At 51.9% G+C, this 11,794-nt stretch carries 8 protein-coding genes; 4 read left to right on the top strand and 4 right to left on the bottom strand.

What is annotated here, in order from left to right; all coding sequences use genetic code 11:
* Positions 1-44 precede the first annotated feature (44 nt).
* The 3 genes from QUE34_RS02900 to glsA all read right to left on the bottom strand — a co-directional run bounded on the left by QUE34_RS02900 (position 45) and on the right by glsA (position 3,965).
* The gene (locus QUE34_RS02900) at positions 45-1,400 is read right to left on the bottom strand and encodes a TolC family outer membrane protein (RefSeq protein WP_032302593.1); all 1,356 of its coding nucleotides are present in this window, start codon (positions 1,398-1,400) and stop codon (positions 45-47) included.
* A 337-nt stretch (positions 1,401-1,737) separates the two neighbouring features.
* Positions 1,738-3,030 (bottom strand): APC family permease, encoded by a 1,293-nt coding sequence (locus tag QUE34_RS02895; protein ID WP_000982158.1) that lies wholly within the window; start codon positions 3,028-3,030, stop codon positions 1,738-1,740.
* A gap of 2 nt (positions 3,031-3,032) precedes the next feature.
* Positions 3,033-3,965, bottom strand: a complete 933-nt coding sequence (gene glsA, locus QUE34_RS02890) for a glutaminase A (RefSeq protein WP_286338920.1) — start codon at positions 3,963-3,965, stop codon at positions 3,033-3,035.
* Between the two features lie 261 nt (positions 3,966-4,226).
* Here glsA and copA point away from each other — a divergent pair, with 261 nt between their 5' ends.
* From copA to ybaK, 3 genes are all read left to right on the top strand, one after another.
* Positions 4,227-6,731 carry a copper-exporting P-type ATPase CopA gene (gene copA / locus QUE34_RS02885; RefSeq protein WP_000083933.1) on the top strand — a complete coding sequence of 835 codons (2,505 nt, stop codon included), beginning with the start codon at positions 4,227-4,229 and terminating at the stop codon, positions 6,729-6,731.
* Between the two features lie 310 nt (positions 6,732-7,041).
* Positions 7,042-7,836 carry a TraB/GumN family protein gene (locus QUE34_RS02880; protein WP_032302591.1) on the top strand — a complete coding sequence of 265 codons (795 nt, stop codon included), beginning with the start codon at positions 7,042-7,044 and terminating at the stop codon, positions 7,834-7,836.
* 203 nt (positions 7,837-8,039) lie between these two features.
* Positions 8,040-8,519 (top strand): Cys-tRNA(Pro)/Cys-tRNA(Cys) deacylase YbaK, encoded by a 480-nt coding sequence (ybaK, locus tag QUE34_RS02875; protein WP_000186628.1) that lies wholly within the window; start codon positions 8,040-8,042, stop codon positions 8,517-8,519.
* Positions 8,520-8,555: 36 nt separating this feature from the next.
* Here ybaK and ushA read toward each other — a convergent pair whose 3' ends face one another.
* Positions 8,556-10,208 (bottom strand): bifunctional UDP-sugar hydrolase/5'-nucleotidase, encoded by a 1,653-nt coding sequence (gene ushA, locus QUE34_RS02870; protein ID WP_103253322.1) that lies wholly within the window; start codon positions 10,206-10,208, stop codon positions 8,556-8,558.
* 217 nt (positions 10,209-10,425) lie between these two features.
* Between ushA and fsr the strand changes: the two genes are divergently transcribed.
* A complete protein-coding gene (fsr, locus tag QUE34_RS02865) occupies positions 10,426-11,646 on the top strand; it encodes a fosmidomycin MFS transporter (RefSeq protein ID WP_001251634.1) in 1,221 nt (406 codons plus the stop codon).
* Positions 11,647-11,794: the final 148 nt, after the last annotated feature.

The following is an 11,794-nucleotide window of genomic DNA, read 5'->3' as shown; positions in this document are numbered from 1 at the left end:
AATCACTTAACAACGATGCATACCTGATATTAATAATGGCAGGATTATTTTAAGTCGGGTAAGTCGTTGTATAAGCCCTGTTTAATTCCCGCTAATGGAATAAGGTTATTCACCGCAGCGGCATAATTTACGGCGGCGACCCAGCCATCATAATTGGCATTTATTTCAGCCGATTGCGCCTGAAAAACATCTTGCTCGACGGTTAATAGATCATTCAGGCTTCGGTTACCCAATTTATATTCATTTTGATAAACATCCCGCGTTCTGTGCGCACTTTCGGATTGCGCTAAACCGGCCTCTTCACGTCCCCGTGCCCCAGTCCAGTTGGCATACGCCACCGACGCCCGTTGCATAACATCTAATTTCGCCTGCTCAACCTGCGAGGCAGAGATTTTTTGTTGCCCTTCGGCCTGTTGCACCTGGGCTGAAACCGCGCCGCCCTGATACAACGGCGCGTTGACGTTCAGTTGTAACTGGTCATCCCAGTACGAGCGGTCGCTGGTCTGGTAGCGCGTTTTGCCGCCCTGAATACTGAGCGTCGGCCAGTATTGCGATTTGGTTTTTTCCACACCGTACTGAGCAGACTGACGTAAGTTTTCTGCCGCCAGAACCAGCGGTATGGACTGGTAATCAATATTTTTTAGCGACACTGGCTGCTCGGCTAATTCAGCAGGTGGCGCGGCTATCCTCTCCGGCTGTACACCAGTGAGCACCGCCAGTTGCGCTTTGGCGCTTGCCATTTGCGCCTGGTATTGCTCCAGCGTCGAGCGCATTGCCGCTATACGCGTCTGTGCCTGTAATTCATCGGATGATGAGTTAAGCCCGGCGTTGGCGCGCAGTGCCGCCATGTTGTAGACATTTTCCAGAGAGTGAATATTACGCTGCGCAGCGTCGCACAACGCCTGATATCGGCTCACTTCCATATAGGTCGTCGCCGTTTTTTCGGCTACGTCAGTTAAGGTTGCCATCAGTTTAAAGCGGTAGCTGTCACGAGCGGCGGTTTGTAGTTTGATATCGTTATCTGTTTTACCGAAGTCATACACCAGCTGCGTCAGGGTTATGCCATAAGAGACGTTGTTATCCAGCCTGCCGCTGGAGTCCGTTTGCCGGGACGGCCCCGCGTTGCCGGTTAATCCAACGTGTGGATACCAGGCACTTTTGGCTTCATCGATTTGCGCTTCGCCAATACCTATCTGCGCCGCCTGTTGAGTGACGTCGGGATTTCGCGCAAAGGCGCGTAATATACTTTCCTGTAAAGATAATCGGGCAACTGGCGTTACCGCTGGGGCGTTCGCCCATTGTGGCAGCGGTGCAGCAATTGTAGCTTCTCCCATCACCATAAAACTTATTAAAAAAATAAGTCCATTATTTTTACGGTTTTTAAACTGGAATCGCGCCATAGATAAGTCACTTCCTTCCAGGTCATTATTTTAACTGGTTTTTATAACCAGTCTCATTTTATTAAGAAGGGTAATAACTTGTGCACCTCTTTTGTCGAACATTGAGATTGGAAAAGAAATGCAGTTAAAAAGCTTATACGTTATTTATTTAGAATACACTACGACTTTTAGATTACCATCATACGCATTAAGAATAATCCACAGCAATAAGTGATTAGTATCACAGATTTATCGCGTATATATCATTTTTTTGTGACTTATTTATTAAAGGAATAAGAAAGGAAATTTGAATTAAAGACAAAGGCGCAGTACAGAAAGTACTGCGCGCAGAGAGGTTTTATACGGCTTTATTGCGCTTCATGACCATTGCCACAATAAGGCTGAGTAAGAGTGCGCCAATAATCCATATCAGCGCACGACTGCCCTGGGACCACAGACTGTAGATGAAGCCAACGATCACCAACAACATAACCAACGTGCCAACGATAAGAATCGGCAACGAGGCATGGATATCATGACGCAGGCGCATCGCCACCACAAACACCGCCAGGTAGCAGATCAAAAAGGTGGCACTGGCAACGCTGGCGAGTGAGCCTAAATTTAGCGCCGCCGTCATCAGCATAATCAACACCACGACGATGATGTTGCCCCAGGTACTCTGCCGCCACAGAGATTTATTCATTAGCTTCGGCAGTTCGCGTTCGCTTCCCATGTTGTCCATGATGTTAAACACGGCGAACAGGTTCGCGTTGATGGCTGAAGCCGTCGCCAGTAAAGCACCGATGACAACGATCACATAACCCACATGCCCGAGGAGCGGAGATGCGGCCTGCGCTACGGCGGTATCGGCATATTTTTCTAACTCTAATGCCGATACATCGCTAAGCAGTACCAGCGCCAGCGCGATGTAAAGCAGTGTGGTAACGCCAATCGCCACCAGAAACGCCCGTGGCATAATGACCGCCGGATCTTTCACTTTATCCGCCGCGTTCGCCATCATGCCAAAGCCCGCATAGGCAAGGAAGGTTATCCCGATACAGGAGAAGAACGCACCGGAGCTGGGAGGCGCAGAGACGGAAATATGCGCCGGTTGTAGCGACCAGACACCGGCAATAATCAGCAATAACAGGATCATCATTTTAATGCCGACGAGGATCACTTCCAGCCGCCCTACCGCATGGTTGCTTAAGGAGTTGAAAAGCGTCATCACCGCAATGATCCCCAACGCGTAGAGCAAAATAAGGTGCTCCTCCTGGCTGCCTTCATGCAAAAACTGCACGGCATAAGCGCCAAAAGCACGGGCGACCATGGCGATACTCACCGCCAGCGTCAACAGGTACAGTAACGAGAGCGCCAGCGAAAAGACGCCGTTGCCTAATCCGCGACGAAAGAAGTCGATAATACCGCCATTGCTGGGATAGCTCGCCCCCAGACGCGCATAGGCATAACCGGAAAACATCGCCACAATACCGCCAAAAGCAAAGGCGACCCAGGTCGAGGCTTCCATTAGCAACGCAGCCTGCCCCAGCAGCGCGAAGATCCCCGCCCCCACCATTGCCCCAATGCCGATGGAAACGACGTTCCATAGACCGAGAGGTTTGTTACCGTTATTACCTTCCGTGTTCATCATGATCAGCCCTTAAACACGTTATAGCCGAGTTGCTTAGCGACCGATGCCACCATTTTTTGACCGCGAACACTGTTGCCTTCTTCGTCCAGCGGTGGTGAGAACGCGGCAATTCCCATCACGCCAGGGACGACCGCCAGAATACCGCCACCTACACCGCTTTTGCCCGGTAAACCAACGCGATACGCCCAGTCACCGGAGCGACCATACAGCCCTTCCATCATCATTTCGGCCAGAATGTACGGCACGTTGTCGGCCTGAAGAACGCGTTTATGCGTCAGCGGATTCACACCACCCGCCGCCAGCGTCGCGCCAAGCGTTGCCAGTTCAATAGTATTGAGGTGCGTGGAGCACTGACGGGTATACACGTCACAGGCTTCCATTGCATCACAATAGAGATATCCGGCGGAGTACAGCAGCCAGGCTATGGCCCGGTTATGGAAGTTGGTTGTTTGTTCCGACTGGTTGACTTCATCAGAGAGCGCTACCTGCTCACCAGCCAGTTGTTGTTGGATATGTAAAATTCGCTGCCAGCGTTGTTCGGCATTTTCAGCGTTAATCAGGCTGGTGGTGGCAATAGCGCCAGCATTTACCAGTGGCGAAAGCGGTTTGCCGCCATGCAACTCTAAGGCGATAACCGAGTTAAAGGGCAATCCGGTCGGGTCAGCGCCAATTTTGTCCTGTACCGCCTGCGGGCCGACATCTTCTAACGCGAGGGCTAACGTACAGACTTTTGAAATGGATTCCAGCGCAAAGCGGTAATCACTGTCACCCGCGCTAAAGACTTTACCATCGCAGGTCACGATAGCCACTGCCGCCAGTTGACTGGGCACATTCGCCAGAAAGGGAATGTAATCGGCATTTTGTCCGCCGTTAAGTGAGTGAAATTGGGTGTAAGCCTGATCCACTGCCTGCTGTAATGTGTTTGCATCTAACATCTTTTGTTAACTCCTTTTTATAGATGCGGGAGGGGATTCCTCACCCCGGTGCCGATTTTCAGGCATCCTGATTTAACTTAGCACCCGCGACTTAACTACAGGAAAACAAAGAGATAAATGTCTAATCCTGATGCAAATTGAGCCGATTTTTTAATCTTTACGGACTTTTACCCGCCTGGTTTATTAATTTCTTGACCTTCCCCTTGCTGGAAGGTTTAACCTTTAACACAGTCAGTCAACACTGTCTTAAAGGAGTACGTTATGTCACAAACTATCGACCTGACCCTGGACGGCCTGTCCTGCGGTCACTGCGTTAAACGCGTGAAAGAAAGTCTCGAACAGCGCCCGGATGTTGAGCAGGCGGATGTGTCTATCACTGAAGCGCACGTTACCGGTACTGCCAGTGCAGAACAGCTGATCGAAACCATCAAACAAGCGGGTTATGACGCATCTGTAAGCCACCCAAAGGCTAAACCGCTGGCGGAGTCATCAATCCCGTCGGAAGCACTGACAGCGGTTTCTGAGGCGCTTCCGGCAGCAAACGCCGATGACGATGACAGTCAGCAGTTGCTGCTGAGCGGCATGAGCTGCGCCAGCTGTGTTACCCGCGTACAAAATGCGCTGCAAAGCGTACCGGGCGTCACTCAGGCACGGGTAAACCTGGCGGAGCGTACTGCGCTGGTGATGGGCAGTGCCTCCCCACAAGATTTAGTGCAGGCAGTGGAAAAAGCGGGCTACGGCGCGGAAGCGATTGAAGATGACGCTAAACGCCGCGAGCGCCAGCAGGAAACCGCCGTCGCTACCATGAAGCGCTTCCGCTGGCAGGCAATTGTCGCTCTGGCGGTAGGTATCCCGGTGATGGTCTGGGGGATGATCGGCGATAACATGATGGTCACCGCCGACAACCGCAGTCTGTGGTTAGTTATCGGCCTGATAACGCTGGCGGTAATGGTTTTCGCCGGCGGGCATTTTTACCGTAGCGCATGGAAAAGCCTGCTGAACGGTGCGGCGACAATGGATACGCTGGTGGCGCTGGGTACTGGCGTGGCGTGGCTCTATTCAATGAGCGTCAACCTGTGGCCGCAGTGGTTCCCGATGGAAGCGCGACATCTTTATTACGAAGCCAGTGCGATGATTATCGGTCTGATTAATCTCGGTCATATGCTGGAAGCGCGCGCACGTCAGCGTTCTTCAAAGGCGCTGGAGAAATTACTCGATTTAACCCCGCCGACGGCGCGCCTGGTCACTGACGAAGGTGAAAAAAGCGTGCCGCTGGCAGATGTTCAGCCTGGTATGTTACTACGCCTGACGACCGGCGATCGCGTACCGGTAGATGGTGAAATTACCCAGGGCGAAGCGTGGCTGGATGAAGCAATGCTGACGGGCGAACCTATTCCGCAGCAAAAAGGCGAAGGCGATAGCGTTCATGCAGGTACCGTGGTGCAGGACGGTAGCGTGCTGTTTCGTGCCAGTGCGGTTGGCAGCCATACTACGCTGTCACGGATCATTCGTATGGTGCGCCAGGCCCAGAGCAGTAAACCGGAAATCGGCCAGTTGGCGGATAAAATCTCTGCCGTATTTGTGCCGGTAGTGGTGGTGATTGCGCTGGTCAGTGCGGCAATCTGGTACTTCTTTGGTCCGGCACCGCAAATTGTTTATACCCTGGTGATTGCCACTACGGTACTGATTATCGCCTGCCCGTGTGCGCTGGGGCTGGCAACGCCAATGTCGATTATTTCCGGCGTCGGGCGTGCGGCTGAATTTGGCGTGCTGGTGCGGGACGCCGACGCGCTGCAGCGCGCCAGTACGCTCGACACCGTAGTGTTCGATAAAACCGGGACGCTGACCGAAGGGAAGCCGCAGGTTGTCGCAGTAAAAACATTTGCTGATGTTGATGAAGCGCAAGCATTGCGTCTGGCGGCGGCACTGGAACAAGGTTCCAGCCATCCGCTGGCACGGGCGATCCTCGATAAAGCAGGCGATATGCAGCTGCCGCAGGTCAACAGCTTCCGTACATTGCGTGGGCTGGGCGTGAGCGGTGAAGCAGAAGGTCATGCGTTATTGCTGGGTAATCAGGCGTTGTTAAATGACCAGCAAGTCGATACTAAAGCGATTGAAGCAGATATTTCAGCCCAGGCATCGCAAGGGGCAACGCCTGTGCTGCTGGCGGTTGACGGGAAAGCGGTGGCCTTGCTGGCGGTGCGCGATCCGTTGCGTAACGATAGCGTGGCGGCACTGCAACGTCTGCATAAAGCGGGATATCGTCTGGTGATGCTAACCGGGGATAACCCGACCACCGCCAATGCGATCGCCAAAGAAGCAGGGATTGATGAGGTGATAGCCGGCGTGCTGCCAGACGGTAAAGCCGAAGCGATCAAACGTCTGCAAAGTGAAGGACGTCAGGTGGCAATGGTGGGCGACGGCATTAACGACGCGCCAGCGCTGGCTCAGGCGGATGTCGGTATTGCTATGGGTGGCGGCAGCGATGTTGCCATTGAAACCGCGGCGATTACCCTGATGCGCCATAGCCTGATGGGTGTTGCGGATGCGCTCGCAATTTCCCGCGCAACGCTGCGCAACATGAAGCAGAACCTGCTCGGTGCGTTTATCTACAACAGCATTGGTATTCCGGTCGCCGCCGGTATTTTGTGGCCGTTCACGGGAACACTGCTTAACCCGGTGGTTGCCGGAGCGGCAATGGCGCTCTCGTCGATTACCGTAGTGAGTAACGCCAACCGGTTGCTGCGGTTTAAACCGAAGGAATAAGTATGTCATTGCGGATGCGCTGCTTTAGGGTGGCGCATCTGGCATCGACGCATGCCTGCCGGATGCGGCATAAACGCCTTATCCGGCCTACGATTCAGGCACAGGGTTGTAGGCCTGATAAGACGCGTAAGCGTCGCATCAGGCAATGGTGCTCGGATGCCGGATGCCGGATGCCGGATGCGGCGATGTTTTGGCCTTACGCGACCTTTTTGCACGTTTTCCCCGGCGTGCCAAATATTTAATCCGTCCCAACTCCATTTGCGCCATCCCTCACCGCGCGCTAGCATGATATTTCACAAAGGGAGGTCGTATGGATCTGTTGTACCGGGTAAAAACGCTTTGGGCCGCGCTGTGCGGTAATCATTACACCTGGCCTGCTATCGATATCTCTCTTCCCGACCATCGCCATTTTCATCTAATCGGCAGTATTCATATGGGTAGCCACGATATGGCTCCCCTGCCCACCCGTTTGCTCAAAAAGCTCAAAAACGCCGATGCGCTGATCGTCGAGGCGGATGTTTCTACCAGCGATACGCCTTTTGCCAATTTGCCTGCCTGCGAGGCGCTGGAAGAGCGCATTAGCGAGGAGCAACTCCAAAACCTGCAGCACATTAGCCAGGAGATGGGCATTTCTCCGTCGCTCTTTTCTACCCAACCGCTGTGGCAAATCGCGATGGTTCTTCAGGCAACGCAAGCGCAAAAACTGGGGCTGCGGGCAGAATATGGTATCGATTACCAGCTATTGCAGGTGGCGAAGCAACAACATAAACCCGTGATTGAACTGGAAGGGGCAGAAAACCAGATTGCCATGTTGCTCCAGCTCCCTGACAAAGGACTGGCGCTGCTGGACGATACGCTGACCCACTGGCACACCAACGCTCGTTTGCTGCAACAAATGATGAGTTGGTGGCTGAATGCACCACCGCAAAATAATGAAATAACGCTGCCCAATACGTTCAGTCAGTCGCTGTACGATGTGTTGATGCATCAGCGAAATCTCGCCTGGCGGGACAAATTACGCGCTATGCCGCCGGGGCGCTATGTGGTCGCGGTCGGTGCACTACACCTGTATGGAGAAGGGAATTTGCCACAAATGTTGCGCTAAAAAAATGGCCAATATCGCTATTGGCCCGTCAAAGAGGAATTTCATTTTTTTATTATTATGCCGTCACTTTAAGCGACGGTGTAACTCGATTGTCGCTCAATCTCACCATCCTGCCAATACTCTTAGGCAAGATGACTCTTTTTTTTGGACCGCCATCAGGCGTATGCTTGCTTCGTTTTTTTGTTTAAGGCAGGAAAATTACCATGACACCCGCAGTTAAATTACTCGAAAAAAACAAGATTTCGTTTCAAATCCATACCTACGAGCACGATCCAGCTGAAACCAATTTTGGCGATGAAGTCGTCAAAAAATTAGGTTTGAATCCGGATCAGGTCTACAAAACGCTGCTGGTCGCAGTGAACGGTGATATGAAACATCTGGCAGTGGCCGTTACGCCGGTCGCCGGTCAACTGGATCTTAAAAAAGTAGCAAAGGCGTTGGGTGCCAAGAAAGTTGAGATGGCCGATCCGATGGTCGCGCAGCGTTCGACGGGATATCTGGTTGGGGGGATTAGCCCACTGGGGCAGAAAAAACGCCTGCCGACGATTATCGACGCCCCCGCGCAAGAGTTTGCCACTATTTTTGTTTCTGGCGGCAAGCGCGGGCTGGACATCGAACTGGCGGCAAGCGACCTGGCGAAGATCCTCGATGCCAAATTTGCTGATATCGCTCGTCGCGATTAAGCATTGTGCCGGATGCGAACATCCGGCACTTTCGGATTACTGCCAGCTCACCTCACCTTTCGGTTCATAGACACTCACATCCAGCGGCGAGTTTTTCTGGATATACGCTTTCAGCACTTCAGCATCAATAAAGCCGGTATTCACATAGCCCGGTTTGTTATCCAGACGCGGATAGCCATCACCGCCAGTGGCATTGAAGTTTAATGTCGCCATACGGTAAGTTTTCGCCGGATCGACCGGTTCGCCTTTGATTTTCAGGTCGTTCAGTTTGCCGTCTTTCGCCACAAAGCTAACGTTGGCAAATTGCGGATAGGCACCAGAATCAGGCTTCATTTGTGCGACGGCGGTCAGGTAATCAATCACCTCTTTACCGGTCATGTCGGCATACACCACCACATTGCCGAATGGCTGCACTTTCAGCACATTTTTATAGCTGATATCACCTGTTTCGATAGAATCACGAATTCCGCCTCCGCTCATCACCGCAAAGTCGGCACCAGTGCGATCCATTTGTGCTGCCAGAATCAACCGCCCCATATTGGTCTGTACAAAACGCACTTTGCTGCGGTCGCCTTCCAGACGACCATTGGTTTCGCCTATTTTCACTTCCAGCTGCGCTTTGCCTTTGTTCTGGAACGGTGATAACAGCGAAATCATTTGCTGGTTTTCGGCGATTTCAGGGGTGTAAAGCACACGCTCGCTTTTCCCGTCTTCCCAGGTCACTTTCTTCTTCAGGTTTACCGGAATCAACTGGTAGTTGACCATTTTCATTTCGCCGTTGCGAAACTCAAAGTCGGCCCGACCAACGTACTTGCCCCACTCATGCGCTTGTACAATCCAGATGCCATTTTGTTGATCCGGTTTGCATGGCGTACCAGGAACGTAATCGACCTGTTTTTTATTTTCTGCCGCCATACAGACTGGATCTTGCGAGTGACCTCCGACGATCATCGCCAGCGATCCGGCAGGCAGCGCGCGTGCCATCTCCACATCGCCCGCTGCATTAGAGCCGTGCTCACCATTGTCGTAATGCCCCATATGGGTTGCCGCGATAATAATGTCTGGCTTTTCTGTCTGTTGCAGCTCCTGAATCACCAGCTTCGCTTCATCAGCGGGCTTACGAAATTCGATATCAGTGAAGTATTCCGGGTTACCAATTTTGGCTGTGTCATCGGTTGTCAGCCCAATAACGGCAATTTTCAGATCCTGACGCTTAAACAGCGCCCATGGTTTAAACAGGCGCTCACCAGTGCTTTTTTGGTAGATATTGGCGGAAAGCAACGGGAACTTAGCCCACTTTTCCTGCTGGCGTAATACGGTGAGCGGGTTATCAAATTCATGATTACCGATCGCCATTGCATCATAGCCCACCAGATTCATACCTCGAAAATCAGGTTCGGCATCCTGTAAGTCGGACTCGGGCACGCCAGTATTAATGTCGCCACCGGAAAGTAGCAGCACGCTACCACCTTCAGCCGCAACCTCTTTGCGAATACCGTCCACCAGCGTTTTTTGCGCCGCCAGACCATATTCGCCATATTCATTACGCCAGAAATGACCATGATGATCATTGGTATGCAGAACTGTAATTTTGTAGGTTTTATCCTGCTCATAAGCCAGAGCAGTTTCACTCGCCAGTGTAAATGTGGTTAACAGTGCTAACGCCACGCCCCGCTGCAATAATTTCATACTTCTCTCCCTGATCAGATTTCAACGTGTTGAAAAATAGTATGACGCGACATCATAGACAAGTCTGCGTCCGGTGAAGATAAATCTGCATCCAGATTAGAAATTCTGTATTCAGCGTTGAGACTTCCTTCAGGCGGCGCATACAGGTATGTTAGTCGGGTAATAATCACAAATAAGATCATTCTTTACATCGCAACCCTGAAAAAGTGACTTTCCTATGGCAATGAGTGAACAAACCCAGCCAGTGGCTGGCGCTGCTGCGTCAACGACCAAGGCCCGAACATCGTTTGGTATTTTAGGTGCTATCAGCCTCTCACATCTGCTGAACGACATGATCCAATCGCTGATTCTGGCGATTTATCCCCTGCTTCAGTCAGAATTTTCTCTGACATTTATGCAAATTGGCATGATAACCCTCACCTTCCAGCTCGCCTCTTCACTATTGCAACCGGTGGTCGGCTACTGGACGGATAAATATCCGATGCCGTGGTCGTTGCCGATTGGCATGTGCTTTACCTTAAGCGGTCTGGTGCTGCTGGCGCTGGCGGGCAGTTTTGGCGCAGTTCTGCTGGCGGCGGCGTTGGTCGGCACTGGTTCGTCGGTCTTTCACCCGGAATCCTCACGCGTGGCCCGAATGGCGTCTGGTGGCCGTCATGGTCTGGCGCAATCTATCTTCCAGGTCGGCGGAAACTTTGGCAGTTCACTTGGTCCCTTGCTGGCGGCGGTAATTATCGCGCCTTATGGCAAAGGTAACGTGGCGTGGTTTGTACTGGCTGCTCTGTTAGCTATCGTGGTGCTGGCGCAAATCAGCCGTTGGTACTCTGCACAGCACCGAATGAATAAGGGCAAACCCAAAGCAACGATTATCAATCCACTGCCGCGCAACAAAGTGGTACTGGCGGTCAGCATTCTGTTAATCCTGATTTTCTCGAAATATTTCTATATGGCGAGCATCAGCAGCTATTACACCTTTTATCTGATGCAAAAATTCGGATTATCTATCCAGAATGCCCAGCTTCATCTGTTTGCATTCCTGTTTGCCGTTGCGGCAGGTACGGTGATCGGCGGGCCTGTAGGGGATAAAATTGGACGGAAATATGTGATTTGGGGCTCTATCCTCGGCGTTGCGCCGTTTACGCTGATTTTACCCTACGCCAGCCTGCACTGGACGGGGGTTTTAACGGTGATTATTGGATTTATCCTCGCTTCGGCGTTCTCTGCCATTCTGGTCTACGCTCAGGAGCTACTTCCAGGACGTATCGGTATGGTTTCTGGACTCTTTTTCGGTTTTGCTTTCGGCATGGGGGGTCTGGGAGCGGCAGTTCTGGGGCTTATCGCCGACCACACCAGCATCGAGTTAGTCTATAAAATCTGTGCTTTCCTGCCACTATTGGGGATGTTGACCATATTCCTACCTGATAACCGGCATAAAGACTGATTTCATTGCAGCCAAAGGCAAACTTTGGCTGCATCGTTTTACAGTCGCCATAAGCCTTTCCTCTGTTAAACCGCCTTCTGTTTTCCGATCCGTGCTTTTTTTGCCGCTAATTCCATTTTTCTGCAAAATTCAACAATTATTCATAAAC

Origin of the sequence: Escherichia sp. KS167_9B, assembly GCF_030295215.1 — a bacterium.
In the GTDB taxonomy this organism is placed as follows: Bacteria; Pseudomonadota; Gammaproteobacteria; order Enterobacterales; family Enterobacteriaceae; genus Escherichia; species Escherichia coli_F.
Note: the sequence above shows the minus strand (reverse complement) of the source record. Positions and strands in the feature narration are given on the sequence as shown.

What these genes read in the sequence shown, in the direction of transcription:
- QUE34_RS02900 (WP_032302593.1), bottom strand. Translation starts at nt 1,400, where the DNA reads ATGGCGCGATTCCAGTTTAAAAACCGTAAAAATAATGGACTTATTTTT.
- QUE34_RS02895 (WP_000982158.1), bottom strand. Translation starts at nt 3,030, where the DNA reads ATGATGAACACGGAAGGTAATAACGGTAACAAACCTCTCGGTCTATGG.
- glsA (WP_286338920.1), bottom strand. Translation starts at nt 3,965, where the DNA reads ATGTTAGATGCAAACACATTACAGCAGGCAGTGGATCAGGCTTACACC.
- copA (WP_000083933.1), top strand. Translation starts at nt 4,227, where the DNA reads ATGTCACAAACTATCGACCTGACCCTGGACGGCCTGTCCTGCGGTCAC.
- QUE34_RS02880 (WP_032302591.1), top strand. Translation starts at nt 7,042, where the DNA reads ATGGATCTGTTGTACCGGGTAAAAACGCTTTGGGCCGCGCTGTGCGGT.
- ybaK (WP_000186628.1), top strand. Translation starts at nt 8,040, where the DNA reads ATGACACCCGCAGTTAAATTACTCGAAAAAAACAAGATTTCGTTTCAA.
- ushA (WP_103253322.1), bottom strand. Translation starts at nt 10,208, where the DNA reads ATGAAATTATTGCAGCGGGGCGTGGCGTTAGCACTGTTAACCACATTT.
- fsr (WP_001251634.1), top strand. Translation starts at nt 10,426, where the DNA reads ATGGCAATGAGTGAACAAACCCAGCCAGTGGCTGGCGCTGCTGCGTCA.